The sequence below is a fragment of the Azospirillum brasilense genome (genome assembly GCF_003349955.1).
Taxonomy (GTDB): Bacteria; Pseudomonadota; Alphaproteobacteria; order Azospirillales; family Azospirillaceae; genus Azospirillum; species Azospirillum brasilense_B.
The window spans coordinates 44,318-68,129 of the sequence record NZ_QLKQ01000029.1; the positions used below are offsets into that span (position 1 = coordinate 44,318).

Consider the following 23,812-nt stretch of genomic DNA (forward strand, 5'->3'; position numbering starts at 1 on the left):
GCGGGAGATGTTTAAAGGGGGCTGAACCTTACGCACTTGTCTGTTTGCGCCGTTGCCGCGCCAAGCTACAATCCGCGCCACCCGTCCGTGCACACGGAGGGGTTTCTGACAACGTCGGGCTTTCCCGCCCGCAACCTTCGGCCGGATCTCGTGGCTTACGAACGACAGCGCGTACGGGACGTGGCGTGACGCGGAACGGAACCCTGCCCCGGTCCGGCGACGCCCCCTCTCCCCCCGGTGCCCCGGCCCGCCTCGCGCGCTCCCTTCCGGGGCTCGGTTTCCTGCGCCGCCTGGACGAGCTGACGCTCGCCGCGCGCGTCGGGCTGGGCTTCGGCGTGGTTCTGGCTCTGGTCCTTCTGCTGGCGCTGATCGGCGTGGCCTCGCTCTACGGGGTCAGCCGCGAGGTCGGCACCTTCTCCGGCTACGCCGACGCCTCGCAGACCGCCGCCGACCTGGACATCGGCCTGCGCGACCTGGAGGTCTCGGTTCGCGACCATCTGGCCGAGGGCGACCAGCAGAGCCTGCTCGACGCCGGGCTGCGCCGCGACGGATTGCTGGAGCGGCTGACCGCCCTGGCCGGCATGGTGGACGGCGAGGCCGACCGCCGCTCGGTGGAGGGCGCGCGCAAGGCGCTGGACGCCTACTGGAACGGCTTCGAGGCGCTGGTCGCCCTGCGCGGCGAGCGCGCCCGGCTGACCGAGTCGGTGCTGGAACCGCAGATTTCCCAAATCCGCGCCGGCCTGGGCCGGCTGAAGGACGCGGGCGGCGTCGATTCGGCGGCGCTGGCCGGCGATGCGACCGTCGGCATCCTGATGATGCAGGACCATCTCGGCCGCTACGTGGCGCGGCGCGACGACCGCGACTCGCTGCGCATGCGCGCCGAGCTGGGCAACGCCCGCGCCAAGCTGGCGGAGATGAACCGCTACCTCTGGGTCCCCGGCACCCGCCAGACCATCGACGAGGTGGAGGCGGCTCTGGCCGGCATCGACGGGGTGCTGGACAGCATCGAGGCCTCCCTGGCCGACGAGGACGGGCTGCGCGCCGAGCGGCTGACGCCCAACGCCGCCGCCGTCGCCGCCCACGCGGCGGAAATCCGCCAGCGCAACGACGCCGTGGCGGCGGCGCTGCGCGGCGGTCTGGCCGAGCAGTCCTGGCGCACGCTGCGCATCGCCCTGTGGGCGGCGCTGGGGGTGACGCTGGCCGGTCTCGCGATGGTGTGGTTCGTCAACCGCCGGGTCGCCCGCCCGGTCTCCGGCATGGCCGCCGCGGTGACCTCGCTCGCCGCCGGGCGGACCGACATCGCCCTGCCGCCGGACGACGGGGCGGACGAGGTGGCCGCCATGGCCCGCGCCGTCCGCGTCCTGCGCGACAACACCGCGGAGATGGAGCGCCAGCGCCAGGAGGCCGCCGACCGGCACGGCCAGCTTCTGCGCGACAAGGAGCGCGCCGACGCCGCCAACGAGGCGAAGACCCATTTCCTGGTCAACATCGGGCAGGAGCTTCACGCCCCGCTCAACGAGATCGTCGCCTCCAGCCAGTCGCTGATGGGCGAGTTGCACCGGCTGGGCGCGGGAGAGCTGGCGACCGACATCGAGCAGATCCAGTGGACCGGCGAGCAGATGCTGACCCTGGTCGACGCGATTCTCGATTACGCCCGCATCGAGGCCGGCAACATGGACGTCGTGCTTCAGGATTTCGACGTGCACCGGCTGCTGATCGAGGCGCGGGAGCGCACGCTGCCCGCCGCCGACCTCAACGGCAACGAGGTGACGCTCCAGGCCGAGGTTGCGGCGCTCGGCCAGATGTATTCGGATTTCGGCAAGGTCCGGCAAACGCTTCTCAACCTGCTTGACAACGCCTGCAAGTTCACCCAGGGCGGCGCCGTCCGGCTGGCCGCCGAGCGGGTCGAGCGCGACGGCGAGCCCTGGCTGCGCTTCACCGTGACCGACAGCGGCAGCGGCTTCGCCACCAGCCAAACCGCCCGGCTGTTCCAGCCCTTCGTTCAAGGTGGAGCGGGCCAGGGCGGCAGCGGCGCCAAGCGGCGCGGCGCCGGGCTCGGCCTGACGCTGGTCGGCCATTACGCCGCCATGCTCGGCGGCGACATCGAGGTGGCGAGCGAGCCCGGCCAGGGCACCCGCTTCACGGTGGCCCTCCCTGCCTACTATCAGCCTCCGGCGGAGGAGCGCCCGCTCCAGGTCGGCACCGCCGGGGCGGCCAAGCGCCCGCTGGTCACCGTCGCCCCCCTGCGCCCCGTCGCCCAACTGGCTTCCTGACGCCGGGAGCCGCTGGCCGTCAGGCCTCGCGCGGGCGGGCGGTGTCCTCCGGCGCGGCGCCCTCGTCGGGGGGCAGGCCGTAGCTCATGCGGCGCATCTTCTCGGCGACGCGCGCGATCTCCTCGGGCGGCAGGATGACCGGCTCGCCCAGCAGATGGGCGTGGAGATACTGGCGGGCCAGCGTCTCCACCTCCACCGCCAGGGCCAGCGCGCCCTTCAAGGACTTTCCCAGCACGATCATGCCGTGATTGGCCAGCAGGCAGGCCAGCCGCCCTTCGAGCGCCGTCACGGCGTGGTCGGACAGTTCCTGCGTCCCGAAGGTGGCGTAGGGCGCACAGCGGATCGAATCGCCGCCGGCCAGAGCCACCATGTAATGGAAGCTGGGGATACCCCGGCCATGGACGGCCAGCGCCGTCGCGAAGGTCGAATGAGCGTGCAGCACCACCTCCACATCGGGCCGCGCCTTCAGGATGTCGCGGTGGAACCGCCATTCCGACGAGGGCCGCCGCCGGCCCACATAGGTCCCGTCGAAGCCCATCTCCACGATGTCCTCGGGCGCCGCCTCGTCGTACGGCAGGCTGCTCGGCGTGATGAGGAAGCCGTTCTCCACCCGGACGGACAGATTGCCCGAGGCTCCCTGGTTGACGCCCGCTCCGTTCATGGCGAGGCAGGTGTCGATGATGGCGCGGCGCTGCGCCGGGTGGGTCAGGCTGGACATGGGCGGCGGTCTCGATTCCGGAACGACGGAGTGCCGAACGGGCCATGGGTGAACGGTGCCTGTCAAGGACGGACGGTTCAAGGACGGACGGTTCAAGGACGGACGGTTCAAGGACGGTCGGTGGCGGAACTGAGGCATGTTCCAATTCCCCTCTCCCCTCCGGGGAGAGGGTCAGGGTGAGGGGGGTGCGCGTTGCGCCGCGTTCGGCACAAGCGCAACCCCCTCACCGGCCCTCTGGGCCACCCTCTCCCCAGAGGGGAGAGGGCTCTTCATGCCAGCCGCAAGCGCATCACGGACGCTCGGCGTCGGCCTTGCTCACCAGGTCCCAATGGCGGACCACCGCGTCGTAGCCGGCGGACAGGGCGCTCTGCCCGTCCGGGGTGAAGGCGACCGCCAGTACCGGCTTCTCATGGCCGCGGAAGGAAGCGAGTTGCCGTCCGGTGGCAACGTCCCACAGCCGGACGCGTCGGTCGCCTCCCCCACCGGACAGCAGGGTTCTGCCATCGGGTGCGACGGCGACGGAGGTGACGAAGCCCGTATGCCCATAGAGCGTGCGCAGGAGGGTGCCGGCCTCCAGGTCCCACAGCCGCACCGTCTCGTCGCTCGACGCCGTGGCGGCCAGCCGGCCGTCGGGGGACAGGGCCAACCCGTTCACGCTCCCCTCGTGCCCTTCCAGCACCGCCTTCTCCTGCCCGGTCGCCGCGTCCCAGACACGGATATGAAAGTCGTAGCCGGCGGAGACCAGCCGCCCGCCGTCCGGGGTGTAAGCCACGGCGTTGACGTTGGCGCCGTGCCCCTCCAGCACACGCAAAGGGGTTCCGCTCTCCGGGTCCCAGACGCGGATGGCGAAGTCCCAGCCCGCGGAGGCGAAGCCGCGGCCGTCCGGCGCCACCGCCAGACCGGCCACGGTGCCGGTGTGCCCCTCGAAGCGGCGCAGCGACCGACCGCTCTCCAGGTCCCAGAGGATGATCGCGGCGTCGCGGCTGCCGGTCAGGGCGCGCTTGCCGTCCGGCAGAAAGGCCACGGCGGTCACGCCGGCGGCGTGCTCGTGAAAGGAGGCGATTTGGGAGCCGGAAGCGAGGTCCCAGAGGATGGCCGAATAGTCCCAGCTCCCCGTCAGGACGCGGGCGCCGTCAGGCGACACGGCGACGGCATTCACCATGGCGCCATGGCCGATCAGGTCGGCGGCGCGCGACAGCAGGGGAACGCTCAGGACGGGCACGGCGGCGGCCAGGGCAAGCAGCCGACGGCGGACGCGACACGGCGGGTTTCCCGGATGACGCCCTCTTTCCATGCCCGAACCGCCTCCTGGAAAGGAAAAGACCGGCGGCCTCGCAGCCGCCGGTCAGGGGGTAACAGGTGTCCACGCCAAGCGTCCTTGGCGCCCGGCGTTCTTAACGCCAAGTGTGCCCACGGGCGACCGCAGGGTTGTTGGAGGTCCGGTTCGGCTCGTAGCTGCCGCCCTGGGGCAGGCTGTAGCCCGCCGCGTGGTGGCGGAAGGGCGGCAGGGCGAGGCCGGTCGCCGCATCGACGGTCAGGGTGTTGACCATGAAGGCGGCGTTGCCGGCGGTCCCCGGCATCATGGCGGCGACCTTGTAGACGGCGGTGCCGTCCTCCAGCGCCGCCTCGGTCACGCGCAGGACCTGCACGTTGTAGGTCTGCTCGACGATCCGCTTCACCTCGTCCACCGGCTTCACCGTGGGAGAAGTCTGGGCGGCGGCCGGAGCGACGAGCGCCCCGGCCAGCAGCAGGCCGATCAGGAAGGAACGCATGGATGGTGTCCTCACTCGGCGGGCGCGCGGTGGCGGCCGTGGTGCGAACGCGGAGTCTCGCCCGTCACCTCCTGAACCCACAGCGAATGGTGCTCGCGCGCCCACTGGAGTTCGACGTCGCCCGTGCCCATGGCGTCGAAGGCGCCTTCCATGCCGACCGAGCCGATGTAGATGTGCGCGATGATGACCGCGGTCAGCACCACCGCCAACGCGGCATGGATCAGCTGGTAGAGCTGCATGTCGGCCATCGAGGCGAAGGAGAAGGGCCACAGGAGCTGCACGCCCGTGAAGCCCAGCGCCGCGCCGCCCAGCACCGTCGCCCAGAAGATCACCTTCTGGCCGGCGTTGAACTTCTTCGCCGCCGGATGCACGCCCTTGCTGAACAGCCCGCCGGCCTTCAGCGCCCAGGTGATGTCGTTGCGTTCCGGGATGTTGTGCTTCACCCACATCACGAAGATGAGGAGGATGCCCAGCATGAAGGCGAAGCCCAGGTAGTTGTGGGCGAATTTGCCGTACTGGGTCATCGTGGCGAACGCCTCCGGCCCCAGCAGCGGCAGGACGGTGTAGCGCCCGTACAGCACGTTCAGCCCGGTGAAGGCCAGGATGACGAAGCTGCCGGCGGTCAGCCAGTGCACGCCCCGCTCGAAGGCGTTGAAGCGCTGGATGGTCCGGCCGGTCTTCTGGCCGTCGATCCGGATGCGCCCGCGCACCAGGAAGAAGAGGACGAGCAGCCCGATCATGCCGCCCAGCACCCAGCCGCCGTAGGTGGACAGCGGGCCGTTGCGGACCGAGCGCCACAACTCCCCTTCCGACTGCACCAGCACGCCGGCGCTCTTGTTGGGGATGGAGACGGTGCCCTGCTCGCCCGAGCGGATGCCGCGCCACATGTCGGTCTTGGAGGTGCCGTCGGCCGGCTGGCTGGCGACCGGCGGGAACGCCTCCGCCGCCGAAGCGGAGGAGATGTTGGCCATGACCAGGGTCAGCGCCAGCATGGCGACGCCCAGCAGGACGATGTGCAGCGTCCTGCCAAGCCCGCTCTTGCCGACTCCGCCCTTGGAATGATTCGACGTCATTGCGTCAGCCCTTCCCTTGAGAACCGCGCCAATCAGAAACGCTGGCCGGCCGAGCGCTGCTGGAGCGCCTGGACCTGATCCGCGGACAGAGAACTGTCCGCGGCGCCGCGGTAGACGCCCTTCTCCAGATGGATCGGGCGCGCCTGCTCCTCCTCGTTGCACCCCGCCAGAAGCGGGGTGACGAGAAGGAGCGCCATCGCACAGACGGTGCGGCGGATCACGGTCACGACCCCGCCTTCATCTGATAGGCGGTGCCCCAGCCCCAGGCGCCGGACCCGAAGCCGCGGGCGACCACGCGCTCGCGGTAGATGTCCGACACCTTGTCGCCGTCGCCGGCCAGGAGGGCCTTGGTCGAGCACATCTCGGCACAGAGCGGCAGCTTGCCCTCGGCCAGACGGTTGCGACCGTACTTCTTGTACTCCGCGTCCGTGTTGTCGGCCTCCGGGCCGCCGGCGCAGAAGGTGCACTTGTCCATCTTGCCGCGGGTGCCGAAGTTGCCGGCCTGCGGGTACTGCGGGGCGCCGAACGGGCAGGCGTAGAAGCAGTAGCCGCAGCCGATGCACAGGTCCTTGTTGTGCAGGACCACGCCCTGCTCGGTCTGGTAGAAGCAGTCGACCGGGCAGACCGCCTTGCAGGGCGCGTCGGAGCAGTGCATGCAGGCGACCGAGATCGACCGCTCACCCGGCTTGCCGTCGTTGATGGTGACGACGCGGCGGCGGTTGATGCCCCAGGGCACCTCGTGCTCGTTCTTGCAGGCGGTGACGCAGGCGTTGCATTCGATGCAGCGGTCCGCGTCGCAGAGGAATTTCATGCGGGCCATGGTGATGAACTCCTAGCGTCTCAGGCCGCCGAGATCCGGCAGAGGGTGGTCTTGGTTTCCTGCATCTGCGTGACCGAGTCGTAGCCGTAGGTCGTGGCGGTGTTCGCCGCCTCGCCCAGCACGATCGGGTCGGCGCCCTGCGGATACTTGGCGCGCAGATCCTGGCCCTGGTAATGGCCGCCGAAGTGGAAGGGCATGAAGGCGACGCCGCGGCCGACACGCTCGGTCAGCATGGCCTTGACCTTCACCTTGCCCTTTTCCGCACCCTCGACCCAGACCATCTGGCCGTCCTTGATGCCGGCGTTGTTGGCATCGAACGGGTTGATCTCGACGAACATGTCCTGCTGCAGCTCGGCCAGCCAGGGGTTCGACCGGGTCTCGTCGCCGCCGCCCTCATACTCGACCAGACGGCCGGAAGTGAGGATGATCGGGTACTCCTTCGACACGTCGCGGTCCTGGATCGACTTGTAGAGCGTCGGCAGACGCCAGGACTTGGTGTCCTTGTAGGTCGGGTATTCGGCGACCAGATCGCGGCGCGGCGTGTAGAGCGGCTCGCGGTGCACCGGCACCGGGTCCGGGAAGTTCCAGGCGACGCAGCGGGCCTTGGCGTTGCCCGGCGGGTTCAGGCCGTGCTTGATCGCTACGCGCTGGATGCCGCCCGACAGGTCGGTGGTCCAGGACACCGCGCCGATCTTCTCGCCGCCGATCTTCTTGATCACGGCCATCTCGGCCTCGGTCAGCTCCCCGGTCCAGCCCAGCTTGTCCAGCATGGCGTAGGTGACTTCCGGGTAGCCGTCCTTGATCTCCGACCCGACCGGGTAGGAGCCCTCGGCCAGCAGCGTGACGCCGTTGCGCTCCACGCCGAAGCGCGCGCGGAAGGCGCCGCCGCCCTCGGCGACCGGCAGGGAGGTGTCGTAGAGGTTGGCGGTGCCCGGATGCTTCATCTCCGGCGTGCCCCAGCAGGGCCACGGCAGACCGTAATAGTCGCCGTCGCACGGGCCGCCGTTGGCGCGCAGCGTGGTCTTGTCGAAGGTCGCCTGATGCTGCATGTGCAGCTTCAGCCGCTCCGGCGACTGGCCGGTGTAGCCGACCGACCACATGCCGCGGTTCCACTCCCGCGTCGTGTCCTCGATGTCCGGCTCGTTGCCGTGGAGCTTGATGTTCTTGAACATCGGCTCGGCGAAGCCGAACTTCTTGGCGAACAGGTACATGATCTCATGGTCCGTCTTCGCTTCGAAGAGCGGTTCCATGATCTTGTCGCACCACTGGACCGAGCGGTTGGACGCGGTGCGCGACCCGACGGTCTCGAACTGGGTGGCGGCGGGCAGCAGGTAGAAGTTGTCCTTGCGGTCGGACAGGACGGCGGTCATCGTCGGGAACGGATCGACGACGACCAGCAGCTCCAGCTTCTCCATCGCCTTCTTCATGTCCGGAAGGCGGACCTGACTGTTCGGCGCGTGCCCCCAGAAGACCATGCCCTTGATGCTCTCGGGCTGGTCCATGTTCTCCTTGGCTTCCAGGACGCCGTCGAACCAGCGGGACACCGGGATGCCGGTGGCCTCCATCAGCTTCTTGTCCTTGAAGCGGGCCAGGACCTCCTCGTACGGGACGTCCCAGACGCGCGCCCAGTGGCGCCACGCGCCCTCCGCCAGACCGTAGTAGCCGGGCAGCGAGTCCGAGGTGACGCCGAAGTCGGTGGCGCCCTGCACGTTGTCGTGGCCGCGGAAGATGTTGGTGCCGCCGCCCGTCACGCCGACGTTGCCCAACGCCAGCTGGAGCACGCAGTAGGCGCGGGTGTTGTTGTTGCCGATGTGGTGCTGCGTGCCGCCCATGCACCAGACGAGCGTGCCCGGACGGTTGGAGGCCAGGGTGCGGGCGACGCGCTTCAGCTGCGAGCCCGGAACGCCGGTGACCTTCTCGACCTCTTCCGGCGTCCACTTGGCGACCTCGGCGCGGATCTCGTCCATGCCGTAGACGCGCTTGGCGATGTACTCCTTGTCCTCCCAGCCATTCTCGAAGATGTGCCAGAGGATGCCCCAGATCAGGCCGACGTCGGTGCCGGGGCGGAAGCGGATGTACTCGTCGGCCTTGGCCGCCGTGCGGGTGAAGCGCGGATCGGCGACGATCAGCGGGGCGTTGTTCTGCTCCTTGCCCTTCAGGATGTGGAGCATGGAGACCGGGTGGGCCTCCGCGGCGTTGGAGCCGATGAAGAACATCGCGCGCGACTTCTGGATGTCGTTGTACGAGTTCGTCATGGCGCCATAGCCCCACACGTTCGCCACGCCGGCGACGGTGGTGGAATGACAGATGCGGGCCTGATGGTCGACGTTGTTCGTGCCCCAGAAGGCGGCGAACTTGCGGATCAGGTAGGCCTGCTCGTTGCTGTGCTTGGCCGAGCCGAGCCAGAAGACCGAATCCGGGCCGGACTTCTCGCGGATCGCCAGCAGCTTGTCGCCGACCTCCTGGATGGCCTGGTCCCAGGAGATCCGGGTCCACTTGCCGTCCACCATCTTCATCGGGTAGCGCAGGCGGCGGTCGCCGTGGGCGTGCTCGCGCACCGCGGCCCCCTTGGCGCAGTGGGCGCCCAGGTTGATCGGGCTGTCGAAGCTCGGCTCCTGGCCGATCCACACGCCGTTCTGCACCTCGGCGGTGACCGTGCAGCCGACCGAGCAGTGGGTGCAGACGTTCTTGACCAGCTTGACCGGCGCGCCCGCGGCGGGGGTGGCGGTCACCGCCTCGGCCTTCTTCACCATGCCGAAGGGCATGGTGGCGGCGATGGCGGCGCCACCGGCGGCGATGCCCGAGGTGCGCAGGAACGAACGACGGTCGACGGTGTTACCGGTCAGGCCGGAAACCATCTTCGCAAGCGAACGGCCGCCGGAAGCAGCCGCCTTCTTCTTTGTCAGCATGTGCGGCGGTCCTTCTTAGAAGCGGCTCAGTTCGTAGACCGTCCGGACATGGTCGGTCTCGCGGTAGCCCTCGGCGGGGGCGGGCTCGGCGGCCTGCACCGGCTCCGCACCCGCCACGGCGCCCACGGCGGCGGCGCCCAGCGCGCCGACGCCCAATCCAGCCGCGCGGAACAGGTCGCGCCGCGCCAGCGTGGTCTTTTCCTTCTTGTCCGTCATAGCTTCACCCTATTCTTCGCGGCTTCCCCGAGACTGAAGACCGATGGGACGCCCGGTTTCCGGGCCTTGTTTTGAGCGTTTCCGGACCGGCCTTGCCGTGGGCCGGTCTCATTGTTCTGCTGTCTGTTCGGCGGGAGTGCCGGAGCGCTGTCGGTTCGCCCCGTCACGCCGCCATGTCGAAGGCCTTGACCTCGACCTCCAGATACCGGTGACCCAGCGTGCCCACCGCGCGGTAGAAGGCGGCGGACGGCGTGGATTCCAGATCGGTGAAGAACCGGCCGGCCCAGGAGCCTATGTGGCGGTCGAAGAAGCGGCGCTGCGCCTCCAGATCGGCCGGGGCGTCGAAGGCCCCGGTGATCAGACCCGCCATCATCTCGGCCAGGGCGGCGATGTGGTCTTCGGGTTCCTTCACCTCGTCGGCGCGGGCGATGCCCAGCAGCGCCATGTCGCCGCGCAGCTCGGCCAGCGGCTTTTCGTGAAGGAAACCCGTGAGATAGTAGGAGCCGTAGGGGGACAGGATGCCACCGCCGACGCCGATGAAGAGGGTGTTGAACTCCTCCTCCACCGCGGCGGCGTCCGTGCCGCGGGCGGCCTCGGCCAGACCGCGCAGCGCCTGCCCGAGCGGGCTCGCGTCGCCGTCCAGCGCCGACCCGTCCAGCGCCGACAGGGCGGCCAGAAACTCCCCACCGGGCGGGCGGGCAAGCAGATGCGCCAGCAGCGCGTAGAGCTGTGCCCGCTGCATCTCCTCCGGCGGCAAGGCCGACGGATCGTGTTCACCGGTCACGGACACGGCGTTCATCCCTCCCGACACGACGAAAGGACCAGATCGGCAGAACTCCGGCACCCGGCCCCACCCGTCGCCACAAAGGCGGCGCATTGGCTCGCCCGTTGCGGACTCACGGCGTCATGGGCCGGCGCCCGAGACGCCCTGGACCGACAACCTCATATTGCACCCGCGAAAAGCCTCGCCATATCAGGGGCTTAACGTTCAGGATTGGTATATTAAAGGGCAGATTCGCGGTGTTTGTCAACAAAGGTTGACTCAGAAGTGTGCTTACCGCGACTTGGGCTGGATTAGCGCTATGCTCTTTTTATCATATCGATACCCGGTTCCTGCGAGGCAGAGGGGGTCTGCTCGGGCTCCGAACCTTCAGGAAGCGCCACGATTTCTTTCGCGTCTTCATCGACGTTGCCGTCCGCGGCCGTCCCGCCGGCTCCCTGCTCCGCCTTCTCGGCCGCCTCTTCCGCGGCGTCGAGGAAGCCTTTGCCGACGCGGTAGAGCGTCTTCACCGGCGAGGCCCCGGTGAACAGGCTGGCGTAGTCGTCGGCGTAGTCCTTCAGCCCGTCGTCGTTGGCGAAGACCGGGTCGGAGGTCCACAGCTTGCGCAGCGCCTGCCGGTGCAGGTCGCCCGGGACCTCCGCCCGCAGGAAGGGGGTGAAATCGGACTCCAGCGTCAGCTCCTCCACGGGGGGAAGGTCCTTCAGCGGGTCATCGGACTCCGGCGCGGTCTCGGGCACGGTCTCGGCCGTCGCGTCCACCGGAAGTTGCGCGGGCGGCTCCTCAGGCAGAGGCTCCACAGGCTCCAGGGCCGGCTCCGGGGCGGGAGCGACGGGCTGCCGCTTCAGGCGGGACCAGCGGGAGAGGAAGGATTCGTCGGTCATGTCGGTGTGTATCGGGGATCGCCGAACCTTGCCCCCACCCAACCATCCCCCGCTGCGCAGGGGAGGGCTTTTTCTCCTCCCCCTGCGTCAGCGGGGGGAGGCCGGGAGGGGGGCATGGTTGCCGGCGCCCCATCAAGAATTCATCACCCCTGCTTCGGGAAGTGCCGCTTGCGCTCGCGCTTCACGAAGGGGACATCCACATGGTGCTGCTCGGTGAAGTCGCGGACCAGGGCCGTGACCTCCGGCGGCATCGGCACCGTCTCCACCATCTCCACGCCGCTCACCTGATAGGCCTCGCATTCGTGGGCGGAGGCGGTGACGACGAAGGGCACGACGCCTCCCGGCTCGCCCGTCTCGTCCGGACGCAGCACGACCCACAGGCGCGGCGGCTCCTGCGACAGGTTCAGCTTGTAGCCTTCGGTGTCGCTGCGGAACAGCTCCAGCGGCAGGGTCGCGGCGTGGAAATGCGCCCAGCCCTCCCCCTCGCGCAGCAAGCGCCAGGGACCGTCGACCGGCGGCGCGCCGGGAATCACCGACACCGGACGCCACGCCCACTCGGCCCAGGCGCTGGTGCCCTTGCGGCGCTCCAGCACGATGCCCAGGGCCATCGTCTCGATCTTGTTCAGGGTCTCGCTCATCGAACCAGTCCCGCCGCCATCAGCCGTTCCGCCTCCGCCAGATCGTCGGGGCGGTTGGTGTTGAAGAAGGGGTCTACCGGATCGGTGGCGAAGTCGGCAATCGCCAGACGATACCGGGCGGTCCAGGCGTCCACCTTGCGCATGTCCTCCTCCACCATGGCGCGGCGGAGGTCGTCGGCGAGGTCCACCCGCCACAGCCCGAAAACCGGATGCTCCTGCCCGTCGGAGCGGGCGCAGGCGAGGTCGGCGCCCTCGCGCTCCACCGCCGCCAACAGACGCGCGACCAGATCGCCGGGGATGAAGGGCGCGTCGGTGGCGAAGCTGGCCAGCCAGTGGCAGTCCGGCGCGTGGACCCGCGCCCACTCCATCCCGGTCAGCACGCCGGCCAGCGGCCCGGCGAAGCCCTCGACCACGTCCGCCGCCACCGGCAGGCCGAAGGCGGCGAAGCGCGCCGGGTCGCCGTTGGCGTTCAGCACCAGCGGCCCGACCTGCGGGCGTACGGTGGCGACGATGCGCTCCAGGATGCTGCGCCCGCCCAGCGTGCGCAGGCTCTTGTCGCCGCCGCCCATGCGCCGCGACAGGCCGCCGGCCAGCAGCACCCCGGCAATGCCCTCACTCGTCATCACGGCTCCCCTTGCGCTGGTGGCGCCCGCCCTCGTCCCCGACCGCGGCCGGGTCGGCGTCGAAGTCCAGCCGGTCGGTGCCGGCCAGGGCGAGGAAGCGCTTGCCCTTGGCCCGCCCGACCATGGTCAGGTTGGCCTGCCGCCCAAGCTCCACGCCCCAGGCGGTGAAGCCGGAGCGGGAGATCAGGATCGGGATGCCCATCTGCACCGTCTTGATGACCATCTCCGAGGTCAGCCGCCCGGTCGTGTAGAAGATCTTGTCGTGGGCTGGCACGCCGTGCAGGTGCATGTAGCCCGCCACCTTGTCCACCGCGTTGTGCCGCCCGACGTCCTCCATGTAGACGAGCGGGCGGTCGTCCTGGCAGAGCACGCAGCCGTGGATGGCGCCGGCCTCCAGATACAGGCTGGGGGTCAGGTTGATTTTCTTCGACAGGGCGTAGATCCAGGAGGTCTTCAGCCGCGCGTCGGGGTTCAGCTTTACTGATTCGAAGGTTTCCATCACGTCGCCGAAGGCGGTGCCCTGGGCGCAACCGGAGGTCAGCGTCTTCTTCTTGAGCTTCTGCTCGTAGTTCGTGGCGCGCTCGGTGCGGACGACGACGGTGTCGATCTCCTCGTCATAGTCGATGCCGGTGATCCGGTCGTCGCGCTTCAGCATGTTCTGGTTGAGCAGATAGCCCACCGCCAAATAGTCGGGGTAGTCGGCGATCGTCATCATGGTGACGATCTCCTGCCCGTTCAGGTACAGCGTCAGCGGCCGTTCCACGGTGACCGACGCCTCCACCGGGCGCCCGTCCTGATCCAGCCCGGAAACGCGCTCCGTCAGCTTGGGATTCGCCGGGTCCGGCCTTATGGTGAATTCCGAGAGGTCCATGACCGGAAGAGTGGGGAAGATTGCGCGCCGGGGCAAGCGGCGGATGATCGGCTCCCGCAAGACGGAAGCGATGCGGCCCCGATTTGACGCGTGAACGCCTGGTATGCACGAGTATCCCCATGCATGAGTTCGGTCTGGCCTTCCTCACCGCCTTCCATCTGATCGCCGATTTCGACCCCGGTCTGGTGGGGATCGTCGGCCTGTCGCTGCGCGTCAGTCTGACCGCCGTCCTGCTGTCGGCCCTGATCGGCCTGCCGCTGGGCGCCGCCGTCGCCGCTTTCCGCTTCCCGGGACGGCGCGCGGTGACCCTGTTCCTGAACACGGCGATGGGGCTACCACCGGTGGTGGTCGGGCTGATCGTCTATCTGATCCTGTCGCGCTCCGGTCCGCTGGGGGTGCTGGGGCTGCTGTTCACCCCGACCGCGATGATCGTGGCCCAGACCGTGCTCATCATCCCCATCGTCGCCGCCCTGACCCGCCAGATCGTCGAGGATCTGCTGATGGAGTATGGCGACCTGCTGCGGGTGATGGGGACCGGGCCGCTGACCACCCTGCTCACCCTGCTGTCGGAGGCGCGCTGGAGCCTGCTGACCATCGTGCTGGCCGGCTTCGGGCGGGCCTCGGCGGAGGTCGGTGCGGTGATGATCGTCGGCGGCAACATCGACCGGGTGACCCGCGTCATGACCACCTCCATCGCGCTGGAGACCAGCAAGGGCGACCTGCCGCTGGCGCTCGGCCTCGGGGTCATCCTGATGACGCTGTCGCTGTCGGTGAACCTCGCCGCCGCCATGGTGCGGGAGACGCGGCGGGCCTGAATCGCTGTCGCCTCCGCGATTCTGGAAAATTTGCAAAGCCGTTCGAAGTTTCCCATAGTCGCCGCCACAGCCCGCAACCAAGGCGGGCGAGAACATGGAGAGGGATAGTCCGATGCTGCGCCGTTCTTTCGTGCTGGGATGCGCCGCCGCGGCGGCTCTGCTGCTCGGCTCCGTTCAGCCGTCCACCGCCGCCGACCGCTTCATCACCGTGGCCTCCACCACCTCGACCGAGGATTCGGGGCTGTTCAAGTCGATCCTGCCGAAGTTCACCGAGAAGACCGGGATCGAGGTCCGCGTGGTCGCCAAGGGCACCGGCCAGGCCATCGACATCGCCAAGCGCGGCGACGCCGACGTGCTGTTCGTCCACCACAAGCCGTCGGAGGACAAGTTCGTCGCCGAGGGCTTCAGCACCGAGCGCAAGCCGGTCATGTACAACGACTTCGTGATCGTCGGGCCGAAGGCCGACCCGGCCAAGGTCGGCGGCAGCAAGGACGTGTCCGCCGCGCTGAAGAGCATCGCCGCCGCCAAGGCCCCCTTCGTGTCGCGCGGCGACGACAGCGGCACCCACAAGGCCGAGCAGGCGCTGTGGAAGACCGCCGGCGTCGATCCGGCGGCGGGTGACGGCTGGTACCGGGCCATCGGCCAGGGTATGGGCGCCACGCTGAACACCGCCGCCGCGGTGAACGGCTACGCCATGACCGACCGCGCCACCTGGCTCAGCTTCAAGAACCGCGGCGACCTCGACATCCTGGTCGAGGGCGACAAGCGCCTGTTCAACCAGTATGGCGTGATGCTGGTGAACCCGGCCAAGTTCAGCCACGTCAAGGCGGCCGATGGGCAGGCCTTCGTCGATTGGCTGGTTTCCGCCGAGGGTCAGAAGGCCATCGCCGATTACACGATCGACGGCAAGTCGCTGTTCTTCCCGAACGCCAACGAGCCGGGCGCCTGACCGGCCCTTGCTTCGCGGGCACGAAAAAAGGCGCAGCCCCGCGGCTGCGCCTTTTCTTTTTGGCGGGAATGAGCCGGCTTACAGCTTCTCGTTCGGCGACACCGGGACGCAGCGGTGGCCGCTGCGGGTCAGTTCCGAGCAGACCTTGCGGGCGGTCCCCTCGTCCAGCCCGACCATGCGGGCGCGGTAGACGGTGGCGCCGTTCGCCTTCACCGGCGTCACCGCCGGCTTGGCGGCGCGCAGCAGGAAGGGCGCCTGCTTGGTCGCCTGGGTCAGCGCCCGCTTGCTCGCCTCCGGCGTCGAGAAGGCGCCGACCTGCACGCCCCACTTCGACCCATCCGCCTCCTCGTCGCGGGACCGGGCCGGCGGGCGGACCGCGGCGGGGGTGGAGACGGTGGAGGCGAGCTGCGCGATGGTCTCCGGCTTGGCCGGCGGCCTGCCCTTGGCGGCGGAGCGCGGCGCATCCTCGTCCCCGGCGCGGGCGACGACCGGCGCCTCCGACCCGCGACTCGGCTTGTCGAACGCCTTGTCGAGGATCGCCTCCATGCGGGCGTCGCGCGAGGCTGCGGATTTGCCGCCCAGCACCACGGCGACCAGCCGACGCCCGTCGCGCACCGCCGACGCCGCGAGGTTGAAGCCGCTGGCCACGGTGTAGCCCGTCTTGATGCCGTCCATCCCCTCGTAACGCGACATCAGCCGGTTGTGGTTGTTCAGGCTGCGCCCGCCATAGACGAAGGCCCGGCGGCTGAAATAGGGATAGTAGCGGGAATGGTCCGACAGCATGGCCCGCGACAGGATGGAGAAGTCGCGCGCCGTTGTCACCTGCTGCATGTTCGGCAGGCCGTTGGAGTTGCGGAACACGGTGTTGCGCATCCCCAGCTCGCGGGCCTTGCGGGTCATCATCTCGGCGAATTTCGCCTCGCTGCCGCCCAGCGCCTCCGCCAGCACGACCGAGGCGTCGTTGGCCGACTTGGTGACCAGCCCGAGGATCGCCTGCTCCACCCGCAGCGTCTTGCCGGCGCGCAGCCCGAGCTTGGTCGGCGACTGCGCCTCCGCCCAGGCCGACACCGGCAGCGCCTGGTCCAGCCGCAGCCGCCCCTCGTCCAGCGCGTCGAAGGTGAGGTAGAGCGTCATCATCTTGGTCAGCGACGCCGGATAGGTGAGGGTGTCGGCGTTCTCCTCGTGCAGCACCTCACCGGTGCGCGCGTCCACGACGATCGCCGCGTATTTCGCGGCCAGCGCCGGCAGCGGCGCCAGGATGGTCACCGCCAGCACCGCCAGGGCGCCGCACAGCCCTCTAACGAAAGGGGTAATGCTGAAGGCACTTCCCAGAGTCGAACGTCCATTCGCCAAACGTTCTGTGGCCTGTTCCCCCTCCGTTTCGCGCCCGCTCCAAGCGAACGCCAAAAGCAGGCTTCGAACGGTCTGGCCCGTTACGTTCATGATGCCCCCGCCAAAGGCTAATACTTGCTGTTTGGCGCAATGGTAAATTCCATGGAAATCAGTGTCTAGCGACAATTCGTTAATTTGCCGCTTCGATTTCTTCGGCGGCGCTGTGACGAAATTGGATGAGGCACGGACCCGTCCGGGGCGAACCGCGTTGAAGGAGCGCGACCGCCGATCCATTTTCCCGGAAGCGCAGGACCATTTCCCTTCCCGACTGGACGCGAGGCACCTCATGACCCGCCCGCCCGTGCGACGCCCGACGACTCCGCGCGCTGCCCCACGGGACGGACGAAGAGGAAGATGCGCGAGGGTGACGGGAATCACGGTGGCTGCGGCTGGACTGCTCGCCGGCTGCGCCTCGGTCGGTCCGACCGACAACCCGGTGGCGCGCAAGCTCACCTGGGTCAGCTACCTCAACGGCGACGACCTGCGCGCCGCCTGCACCAAGGGGGAGACCGACCGCTACCGGCTGGTCTTCAACGCCGACTACCAGAAACATGTGCGGACCTACGACATCGTCGGCGACCGTGGTACCGGCGGCGCGCTGGTCGAGGCGCGCGTCCTGGAGGCCACCGACCTCGCCCGCATCGACCTGGACGACCCGGCGGCGGTCGCCCGCGGCCCGGTGGCCAAGGCCCAGCTCTCGCCGCGCCAGTTCTCCCTGTTCGTGCTGCGCCTTTACGAGAGCGGCGCCTTCGAACCGGCACCGAGCGGCGTGCGCCTGCCGTCCAACGGCGTCTACTGGCTGATCAACGGCTGCCGGCGGGGAAGCTGGTTCTTCAACGCCTACCCCTATCCGTCCGACCGCTTCTCCGACATCCGGTTCGACGGGCCGCTGAAGGAGCTGGACGGCAGCGCGCAGGGGACCGGCGTGCCCTACCCCGCCCTGCCGCGCCCGCAGGACGCGCCGCGCACCCTGCCGACCGGCGGGCAGGTGGACAGCGCCGGCGTGGTGTTCGAGGTCCAGGTGAGCCGCGACGGGCTGGTCGGCCCGACCGCGCCCTTCGGGACGTGGCTGTTCGCTGGGAAGGAGTAGCGGGGCAAGGCGCTTGCCCCCACCCCGGCCCTCCCCCGCTGCGCAGGGGAGGGAGAACGGTCCCCTCCCCTGCGATAGCGGGGGAGGGTTAGGGTGGGGGCAAGGGGTCAGACCACCTCCTCTTCGGCGACATCCGCCCGCGCGCCGGCGGCCAGCAGCGTCTCCACCCACGGGCCGTCCGGCATGCGCCGGGCCAGCTCGGTGATGTTGCGGTTCCACCACAGGCGCTGCTCGACCAGATCGTCGTAGTCGAAGTTCGACTGGCGCCACAGCCGCTCCTGGGCGTTGAAGGTCACCATGTCGATGGGGAAGCCGACATCGTTGGACGAGAAGCGCGTGCTGTCGAAGGACAGGTAGGCGATCTTCAGCGCCGTCTGCATGTCGGTGTTGTAGGACAGCGCGCGGTCGAGGATCGGCTTGCCGTAGGCGGTGGCGCCGATCGACAGGTAGGGCGTGCGCTCGTCCACCTCGATCCAGTTGCCCTCCGGATAGACCAGGAACATGTAGGGCTCGCGGTCCTCGGCGAGCTGGCCGCCGACGATGGCGTGCAGGTTGAAGGCCAGCTTGGACGCCTCCAGCGCCTCCTTGTCCTCGGCCGCCACCTGGCGCAGGCAGGCCGTGAAGGCCGACAGCGCGTCCAGCATGGTCGGGTAGGTCTCGCCGCGGCGGCGGGACATGTCGCGGCGCAGGTAGGCCAGCGTCTTGTCGCGCACGCTGCGCAGACCGGAGTTCAGGATGAAGAAGCGGTCGCCGCCGCTGCCCACCATGGTCACCTTGCGCGCGGACGACAGCTGCGAACCGCTGGTGATGCGCCCGTCCGACAGGCCGATCAGGCCGTCGCGGGTCTTGATGCCGAGGCAATAGGTCATGAAAGAACGTTCCCGAACTGAAAGCTGCGACGTTCCGCCGCGGTTGGTCTGACCTTTGGCCGAAGCGCGTCCCTTCGGCGGGCAGAGTATGATTGGGCAGGATTGGCGGTAAAGCTTTCGTAAAGGCTCCGCCCAGTCGAGCCGAAGTGGATCGGATTTCCCAAGGGGCGGAACGGTGGAGCTGTCGCCGTACCGACCAAGCAAAGGGACCGGGCTCAACTGATATATTGTGCGACGCACAAGATTCTTTGTTGACTCCACGGACATCTGCCCATAGTTTAGCCATTGCTGCACTGCAGCATTTTCGGGCCCGGAACCGTCCGGGCTTCCCCAACGCAGCCGGTCTGCGCCCCGCAGGCGGACGGTCCGCCGGTCCGGGTTGATGCGCGCCGGGCTTCGACCAAGGAAGGAACGCAAGGCATGACGACCGTGACGAAGGCCAAGCCGGCCCCCGCCCCCACCCAGGCGTTCGAGAACGCCGCCGCCCAGGCCAAGGAGCAGGTCGAGGGCTTCGTCAAGGCCGGCCAGGAGCAGGCCGCGAAGACGTTCGAGCAGACCGCCTCCGCCACCAAGGAGCAGGTCGAGAAGCTGTCCGCGCAACTCCTGAAGATCTCCTCCGAGCTTCAGGCCCTGAACAAGGCCAACGTGGAAGCGCTGATCCAGAGCGGCAGCATCGCCACCCAGGGCGCCGAGGAGCTGACCCGCGAGGTGACCGCCTACGCCCAGGCCTCCTTCGACAAGTCGGTCACCACCGGCAAGGCCCTGCTGACCGCCAAGTCGCTGAAGGAGGTCGTCGATCTCCAGAGCGAGTATGTGAAGGCCAGCTTCGACGCTTTCGTCGCGGAGTCCTCCCGCCTCCAGGGCATCGGCACCCGCGTCGCCACGGCGGCCCTGACCCCGCTGAAGGACCGCGTGTCGGTCACCGTCAGCACCCTGTCCAAGCCGATCGCCGCCTGACGCGTCCGCGAGGCGAGACCACGGAGCCCGGCCGTTTCCCGACGGCCGGGCTCCGCGCGTGACAGGGCCGGCCAGGACGCGCGAAAGTTTTTGTGCACCGCACAAAATCCCGTTGACAGCCGCCGGAGCCTGCCCTAAGTTTAGTCATGTTGCATTGCAGCATCGACCCGACGCCCGAAGCCACGGGGTTGCTGGTCGGATCATCCGCGCGGTCGCCAATCGGTGGGTCCGGCGCGGGTCAACCCGATGAAATTCGAGGAGCCGTTCCATGACCGACAAGTTCGCCGCCGCCACCAAGACCTTCGAAGACGCCGTCTCCGCCGCCAAGCAGAACGTCGACGGCCTGGTCAAGGCCCAGCAGGAGCAGTTCGAGAAGGCCTCGGCCCAGATCCTGAAGGGCTTCGACGAGCTGAGCGCCCTGACCAAGGGCAACGTCGACGCCGTCGTGAAGTCGGGCACCATCGTCGCCAAGGGCGCCGAGGAAGCCGGCAAGCAGGTCGCCTCCTTCACCCAGTCCTCGCTGGAGAAGAGCGCCGCCACCGGCAAGGCCCTGCTGGCCGTCAAGACCGTCCAGGAGCTGGTCGAGCTGCAGAGCAGCTTCGCCAAGGCGAGCTTCGAGACCTTCGTCAAGGAGAGCGCCAAGCTGCAGGAGCTGTCGCTGAAGACCGCCAAGGACGCCTTCGCGCCGATCAACGACCGCCTCCAGGTCACGGTCGAGACGCTGTCCAAGCCGGTCGCGGCGAAGGCCGCCTGAGCCCGGCCGTCCCAGACGTCAGCCTGAGACAAAATGTCCCGGAGCCCGCAATCCCACAGACCCGGCCGCAGGGCCGGGGCGGCTCCCACCTCCGCCATCCCCGGGACGTTCTCGTCCGGGGGTGCGGACGGCGCAAGGCGGTACCGCTTTAAATCCTACCGCCTCACGGCATTGTGATGTTCCGGGAAAGCCCGGCGGTGCAGACCGCCGGGCTTGTTTCTTTTGGGCGCGAGGGACATCTACAGGGTACGGGCCGTGCCATTTTTGGCACGCCGGTGCGGCAGTTCTGCCGCAAATTCAAATGCCTTCCACCAATTCCGGGGTAGCCGGGCAGGTCTTGTTCCGAATGGGCCTCTCCCAAATGGGGACTCACCGAAAACGGCCCCTTCCCACCGCGCCCGGAGTTCTCATATCATTCATGCGACGTACATCGCGATGTTGACCTGTTGAGACCATGGCCGAAAACGACAAGCACGGCGACGAGGGCACCACCACGGGCGTGGTTATCAAAACCAAGCCTAAGACTAAAAAGCCCTCGATGTATAAGGTCTTGATGTTGAACGACGACTACACACCTATGGAATTCGTCGTTCATGTCTTGGAGCGCTTCTTTGCCAAGTCGCGCGAGGAGGCTACGCGGATCATGCTGCATGTGCACCGGCGGGGTGTGGGCTTGTGCGGCGTGTTCACCTACGAGGTGGCGGAGACGAAAGTCACGCAGGTGATGGACTTTGCGCGCCAGAACCAGCACCCGCTGCAATGTACGCTAGAAAAGGATTAAGGCCACAGATGCTGTCGCGTAACTTGGAACAGACGCTGCACCGAGCCCTGGCCCATGCGAACGAGCGCAGGCACGAATACGCGACGCTCGAACACTTGCTGCTCGCATTGACCGAGGATGCCGATGCCATGGCCGTCTTGCGCGCTTGTGGGGTCGATCTGGACCGACTGCGCGCCGAACTCTCGGATTACCTCGACAACGAGCTTGCGAACCTGATCACGAACAGGCCCGATGATGCCAAGCCGACGGCTGGCTTCCAGCGGGTGCTGCAACGCGCGGCCATCCACGTCCAGTCGTCGGGGCGTGAAGAGGTGACGGGAGCAAATGTGCTCGTCGCCCTGTTCTCTGAACGCGAAAGCCACGCGGTCTATTTCCTGCAGGAGCAGGAGATGACCCGTTTCGACGCGGTGAACTACATCTCTCACGGAATCGCGAAGGCCCCGGGCCGCTCGGAAGCGAAGCGCGTTACCGGAGCCGACGAGGACGCGGCGGCGGAGAAGGTCGTGAAGAAAGGCAGCGAAGCCCTAGAGGCTTATTGCGTCAACCTGAACAAGAAGGCGGCCAGCGGGAAGATCGATCCGCTGATCGGACGGGAGCAGGAGGTCGAACGGACCATCCAGATCCTGTGCCGGCGGTCGAAGAACAACCCGCTGTATGTCGGTGACCCCGGTGTCGGCAAGACCGCCATCGCCGAGGGGCTGGCCCGCCGCATCGTCCATGGCGAGGTTCCGGAGGTGCTGAAGGGCGCCACCATCTTCGCGCTCGACATGGGCTCCCTGCTCGCCGGTACGCGGTACCGCGGCGACTTCGAAGAGCGCCTCAAGGCCGTCGTCTCCGAACTGGAGGCCACGGAAGGTGCCGTCCTCTTCATCGACGAGATCCACACGGTCATCGGCGCCGGTGCGACCTCGGGCGGTGCGATGGACGCCTCGAACCTGCTGAAGCCGGCCCTCGCCTCCGGCTCGCTGCGTTGCATCGGTTCGACGACCTACAAGGAATACCGGAACTATTTCGAGAAGGACCGGGCGCTGGTCCGGCGCTTCCAGAAGATCGACGTCAACGAGCCGACGGTCGAGGATGCGATCAAGATCCTCCAGGGGATCAAGACCTACTACGAGAAGCACCACCGGGTGAGCTACACCAACGACGCGATCCGGTCGGCGGTGGAGCTGTCCGCGAAGTACATCGGCGACCGCAAGCTGCCCGACAAGGCCATCGACATCATCGACGAGGTCGGGGCCGCGCAGATGCTGCTGCCGGAGAACAAGCGGAAGAAGAAGATCTCGGTCAAGGACGTGGAGGCGGTGGTCGCCAAGATCGCCCGCATCCCGCCGAAGTCGGTCAGCCGCGACGACAAGGAGACGCTCCTCAACCTGGAGCGCGACCTGAAGACCATGGTCTTCGGCCAGAACAAGGCCATCGACGCGCTGGTCTCCGCCATCAAGCTGGCCCGCGCCGGCCTGCGCGAGCCGGAGAAGCCGATCGGCAACTACCTGTTCACCGGCCCGACCGGCGTCGGCAAGACCGAGGTGGCCCGCCAGCTCTCCCTCACGCTGGGCATCGAGCTGACCCGCTTCGACATGTCGGAGTATATGGAGCGGCACACCGTCTCCCGCCTGATCGGCGCCCCTCCGGGCTATGTCGGGTTCGACCAGGGCGGCCTGCTGACCGACGCCATCGACCAGCATCCGCATTGCGTGCTGCTGCTCGACGAGATCGAGAAGGCCCATCCGGATCTGTTCAACATCCTGTTGCAGATCATGGACCACGGCAAGCTGACCGACCACAACGGCAAGACGGTGGACTTCCGCAACGTCATCCTCATCATGACCTCCAACGCGGGCGCCTCGGACATGGCCAAACCGGCCATCGGCTTCGAGCGCGAGCGTCGGGTCGGCGAGGACATGGAAGCGGTGGAGAAGCTGTTCACGCCGGAGTTCCGCAACCGTCTGGATGCGATCATCCCCTTCGCGCCGCTGACCCAGGAGGTCATCAACCGCGTGGTGGACAAGTTCATCATGCAGATGGAGGCGCAGCTCGAGGACCGCGGCGTCACGATCGAACTCGACGACCAGGCCCGCGAGTGGCTGGGCAAGAAGGGCTACGACCCGCTCTACGGCGCGCGTCCCCTGGGCCGCGTGATCCAGGAGCACCTGAAGAAGCCGCTGGCGGAGGAGCTGCTGTTCGGCAAGCTCGCCAAGGGCGGTCTGGTCAAGGTCACCGTGAAGGACGACAAGCCCGCCTTCGACTACACCGAGGGGTCGCGCAAGCGGCGCTCCGGCGACGAGGACGAGGACGAGGTCGTGCACGAACTGGCGGAATAACGCCGCTTCGCACGGAATGCGAAAAAGGGGGCCGCAAGGCCCCCTTTCTTTTTGCCCGGCCGGTGGGCCGCCAGGCGCTCACTCCTCGACCAGAACGGCCGCGTCGTTGGAGCTCTTCATCAGGGCGATGCCGTGCAGGCAATCGCGTTCGGCCGTGTAGCCCTCGCTGCTGACGGCGATGGTCTCGCCGTTGGCGGCGTGGAAGGTCCAACGCCATTCGTTGCGGTGATCCTTGTAGACCTTGTACTTGGGAGCCTTGGCCGTGGACATGTTTTCCTCCTCACCATCGGTCTGATATCGACGGTG

General features: G+C 68.1%; 24 protein-coding genes. 8 read left to right on the plus strand and 16 right to left on the minus strand.

The window, feature by feature from the left end; genetic code table 11:
* Positions 1-185 precede the first annotated feature (185 nt).
* The gene (locus tag DXK32_RS33490; protein WP_114859175.1) at positions 186-2,273 is read left to right on the plus strand and encodes a sensor histidine kinase; all 2,088 of its coding nucleotides are present in this window, start codon (positions 186-188) and stop codon (positions 2,271-2,273) included.
* A gap of 19 nt (positions 2,274-2,292) precedes the next feature.
* Here DXK32_RS33490 and DXK32_RS14670 read toward each other — a convergent pair whose 3' ends face one another.
* From DXK32_RS14670 to fdhD, 13 genes are all read right to left on the minus strand, one after another.
* A complete protein-coding gene (locus DXK32_RS14670) occupies positions 2,293-2,991 on the minus strand; it encodes a class II aldolase/adducin family protein (RefSeq protein WP_114859176.1) in 699 nt (232 codons plus the stop codon).
* 289 nt (positions 2,992-3,280) lie between these two features.
* Positions 3,281-4,213 carry a WD40 repeat domain-containing protein gene (locus tag DXK32_RS14675; RefSeq protein WP_162801184.1) on the minus strand — a complete coding sequence of 311 codons (933 nt, stop codon included), beginning with the start codon at positions 4,211-4,213 and terminating at the stop codon, positions 3,281-3,283.
* 172 nt (positions 4,214-4,385) lie between these two features.
* Positions 4,386-4,763, minus strand: coding sequence for a hypothetical protein (locus DXK32_RS14680; RefSeq protein ID WP_114859178.1), 378 nt, complete (start codon positions 4,761-4,763; stop codon positions 4,386-4,388).
* 11 nt (positions 4,764-4,774) lie between these two features.
* Positions 4,775-5,836 (minus strand): formate dehydrogenase subunit gamma, encoded by a 1,062-nt coding sequence (locus DXK32_RS14685; protein ID WP_114859179.1) that lies wholly within the window; start codon positions 5,834-5,836, stop codon positions 4,775-4,777.
* A 32-nt stretch (positions 5,837-5,868) separates the two neighbouring features.
* Positions 5,869-6,063, minus strand: a complete 195-nt coding sequence (locus DXK32_RS14690) for a hypothetical protein (RefSeq protein ID WP_114859180.1) — start codon at positions 6,061-6,063, stop codon at positions 5,869-5,871.
* Positions 6,060-6,656 (minus strand): formate dehydrogenase FDH3 subunit beta, encoded by a 597-nt coding sequence (gene fdh3B / locus DXK32_RS14695; protein WP_014239715.1) that lies wholly within the window; start codon positions 6,654-6,656, stop codon positions 6,060-6,062. Before fdh3B ends, DXK32_RS14690 begins: the two co-directional genes overlap by 4 nt.
* Before the next feature lie 20 nt (positions 6,657-6,676).
* Entirely contained in the window at positions 6,677-9,565 is a 2,889-nt protein-coding gene (locus DXK32_RS14700; protein ID WP_114859181.1) for a formate dehydrogenase subunit alpha, read from the minus strand.
* 15 nt (positions 9,566-9,580) lie between these two features.
* The gene (locus tag DXK32_RS14705) at positions 9,581-9,781 is read right to left on the minus strand and encodes a formate dehydrogenase (RefSeq protein WP_114859182.1); all 201 of its coding nucleotides are present in this window, start codon (positions 9,779-9,781) and stop codon (positions 9,581-9,583) included.
* Positions 9,782-9,944: 163 nt separating this feature from the next.
* Entirely contained in the window at positions 9,945-10,571 is a 627-nt protein-coding gene (locus DXK32_RS14710; protein ID WP_114859205.1) for a TorD/DmsD family molecular chaperone, read from the minus strand.
* Between the two features lie 290 nt (positions 10,572-10,861).
* On the minus strand, positions 10,862-11,443 hold the full coding sequence (locus DXK32_RS14715; protein WP_114859183.1) for a DUF3306 domain-containing protein: 582 nt from the start codon (positions 11,441-11,443) through the stop codon (positions 10,862-10,864).
* Positions 11,444-11,586: 143 nt separating this feature from the next.
* On the minus strand, positions 11,587-12,081 hold the full coding sequence (locus DXK32_RS14720; RefSeq protein WP_114859184.1) for a DUF3305 domain-containing protein: 495 nt from the start codon (positions 12,079-12,081) through the stop codon (positions 11,587-11,589).
* On the minus strand, positions 12,078-12,704 hold the full coding sequence (mobA, locus tag DXK32_RS14725) for a molybdenum cofactor guanylyltransferase MobA (protein ID WP_114859185.1): 627 nt from the start codon (positions 12,702-12,704) through the stop codon (positions 12,078-12,080). The genes DXK32_RS14720 and mobA overlap by 4 nt, the downstream gene beginning before the upstream one ends.
* Complete coding sequence (gene fdhD / locus DXK32_RS14730; protein WP_114859206.1) at positions 12,694-13,575, minus strand: formate dehydrogenase accessory sulfurtransferase FdhD; 882 nt, start codon at positions 13,573-13,575, stop codon at positions 12,694-12,696. The genes mobA and fdhD overlap by 11 nt, the downstream gene beginning before the upstream one ends.
* Positions 13,576-13,694: 119 nt before the next feature.
* On the opposite strand from fdhD, the gene DXK32_RS14735 reads away from it, so the two are divergent.
* Complete coding sequence (locus DXK32_RS14735; protein ID WP_114859186.1) at positions 13,695-14,390, plus strand: ABC transporter permease; 696 nt, start codon at positions 13,695-13,697, stop codon at positions 14,388-14,390.
* Positions 14,391-14,502: 112 nt separating this feature from the next.
* Positions 14,503-15,339 (plus strand): substrate-binding domain-containing protein, encoded by an 837-nt coding sequence (locus DXK32_RS14740; protein WP_114859187.1) that lies wholly within the window; start codon positions 14,503-14,505, stop codon positions 15,337-15,339.
* 78 nt (positions 15,340-15,417) lie between these two features.
* On the opposite strand, the gene DXK32_RS14745 is transcribed toward DXK32_RS14740, so the two are convergent.
* The gene (locus DXK32_RS14745) at positions 15,418-16,614 is read right to left on the minus strand and encodes a D-alanyl-D-alanine carboxypeptidase family protein (protein ID WP_247877157.1); all 1,197 of its coding nucleotides are present in this window, start codon (positions 16,612-16,614) and stop codon (positions 15,418-15,420) included.
* A 481-nt stretch (positions 16,615-17,095) separates the two neighbouring features.
* Between DXK32_RS14745 and DXK32_RS14750 the strand changes: the two genes are divergently transcribed.
* On the plus strand, positions 17,096-17,821 hold the full coding sequence (locus DXK32_RS14750) for a hypothetical protein (RefSeq protein ID WP_247877158.1): 726 nt from the start codon (positions 17,096-17,098) through the stop codon (positions 17,819-17,821).
* Between the two features lie 107 nt (positions 17,822-17,928).
* On the opposite strand, the gene DXK32_RS14755 is transcribed toward DXK32_RS14750, so the two are convergent.
* Complete coding sequence (locus DXK32_RS14755) at positions 17,929-18,690, minus strand: peptidase (RefSeq protein ID WP_114859190.1); 762 nt, start codon at positions 18,688-18,690, stop codon at positions 17,929-17,931.
* A 420-nt stretch (positions 18,691-19,110) separates the two neighbouring features.
* Here DXK32_RS14755 and DXK32_RS14760 point away from each other — a divergent pair, with 420 nt between their 5' ends.
* From DXK32_RS14760 to clpA, 4 genes are all read left to right on the plus strand, one after another.
* Positions 19,111-19,647 carry a phasin family protein gene (locus DXK32_RS14760; protein WP_114859191.1) on the plus strand — a complete coding sequence of 179 codons (537 nt, stop codon included), beginning with the start codon at positions 19,111-19,113 and terminating at the stop codon, positions 19,645-19,647.
* 268 nt (positions 19,648-19,915) lie between these two features.
* Positions 19,916-20,401 carry a phasin family protein gene (locus DXK32_RS14765; RefSeq protein WP_114859192.1) on the plus strand — a complete coding sequence of 162 codons (486 nt, stop codon included), beginning with the start codon at positions 19,916-19,918 and terminating at the stop codon, positions 20,399-20,401.
* A gap of 454 nt (positions 20,402-20,855) precedes the next feature.
* Positions 20,856-21,182, plus strand: coding sequence for an ATP-dependent Clp protease adapter ClpS (gene clpS / locus DXK32_RS14770; RefSeq protein WP_035672033.1), 327 nt, complete (start codon positions 20,856-20,858; stop codon positions 21,180-21,182).
* A gap of 8 nt (positions 21,183-21,190) precedes the next feature.
* On the plus strand, positions 21,191-23,506 hold the full coding sequence (gene clpA, locus DXK32_RS14775) for an ATP-dependent Clp protease ATP-binding subunit ClpA (protein WP_035672029.1): 2,316 nt from the start codon (positions 21,191-21,193) through the stop codon (positions 23,504-23,506).
* A gap of 78 nt (positions 23,507-23,584) precedes the next feature.
* Here clpA and DXK32_RS14780 read toward each other — a convergent pair whose 3' ends face one another.
* Positions 23,585-23,776 (minus strand): YegP family protein, encoded by a 192-nt coding sequence (locus DXK32_RS14780; protein ID WP_114859193.1) that lies wholly within the window; start codon positions 23,774-23,776, stop codon positions 23,585-23,587.
* Positions 23,777-23,812: the final 36 nt, after the last annotated feature.

Bases quoted from the DNA above. Each gene is read 5' to 3' on its own strand.
- DXK32_RS14670 (WP_114859176.1), bottom strand. From the start codon at position 2,991: ATGTCCAGCCTGACCCACCCGGCGCAGCGCCGCGCCATCATCGACACC.
- DXK32_RS14680 (WP_114859178.1), bottom strand. From the start codon at position 4,763: ATGCGTTCCTTCCTGATCGGCCTGCTGCTGGCCGGGGCGCTCGTCGCT.
- DXK32_RS14685 (WP_114859179.1), bottom strand. From the start codon at position 5,836: ATGACGTCGAATCATTCCAAGGGCGGAGTCGGCAAGAGCGGGCTTGGC.
- fdh3B (WP_014239715.1), bottom strand. From the start codon at position 6,656: ATGGCCCGCATGAAATTCCTCTGCGACGCGGACCGCTGCATCGAATGC.
- DXK32_RS14700 (WP_114859181.1), bottom strand. From the start codon at position 9,565: ATGCTGACAAAGAAGAAGGCGGCTGCTTCCGGCGGCCGTTCGCTTGCG.
- DXK32_RS14705 (WP_114859182.1), bottom strand. From the start codon at position 9,781: ATGACGGACAAGAAGGAAAAGACCACGCTGGCGCGGCGCGACCTGTTC.
- DXK32_RS14715 (WP_114859183.1), bottom strand. From the start codon at position 11,443: ATGACCGACGAATCCTTCCTCTCCCGCTGGTCCCGCCTGAAGCGGCAG.
- DXK32_RS14720 (WP_114859184.1), bottom strand. From the start codon at position 12,081: ATGAGCGAGACCCTGAACAAGATCGAGACGATGGCCCTGGGCATCGTG.
- mobA (WP_114859185.1), bottom strand. From the start codon at position 12,704: ATGACGAGTGAGGGCATTGCCGGGGTGCTGCTGGCCGGCGGCCTGTCG.
- fdhD (WP_114859206.1), bottom strand. From the start codon at position 13,575: ATGGACCTCTCGGAATTCACCATAAGGCCGGACCCGGCGAATCCCAAG.
- DXK32_RS14735 (WP_114859186.1), top strand. From the start codon at position 13,695: ATGCATGAGTTCGGTCTGGCCTTCCTCACCGCCTTCCATCTGATCGCC.
- DXK32_RS14740 (WP_114859187.1), top strand. From the start codon at position 14,503: ATGCTGCGCCGTTCTTTCGTGCTGGGATGCGCCGCCGCGGCGGCTCTG.
- DXK32_RS14755 (WP_114859190.1), bottom strand. From the start codon at position 18,690: ATGACCTATTGCCTCGGCATCAAGACCCGCGACGGCCTGATCGGCCTG.
- DXK32_RS14760 (WP_114859191.1), top strand. From the start codon at position 19,111: ATGACGACCGTGACGAAGGCCAAGCCGGCCCCCGCCCCCACCCAGGCG.
- DXK32_RS14765 (WP_114859192.1), top strand. From the start codon at position 19,916: ATGACCGACAAGTTCGCCGCCGCCACCAAGACCTTCGAAGACGCCGTC.
- clpS (WP_035672033.1), top strand. From the start codon at position 20,856: ATGGCCGAAAACGACAAGCACGGCGACGAGGGCACCACCACGGGCGTG.
- clpA (WP_035672029.1), top strand. From the start codon at position 21,191: ATGCTGTCGCGTAACTTGGAACAGACGCTGCACCGAGCCCTGGCCCAT.
- DXK32_RS14780 (WP_114859193.1), bottom strand. From the start codon at position 23,776: ATGTCCACGGCCAAGGCTCCCAAGTACAAGGTCTACAAGGATCACCGC.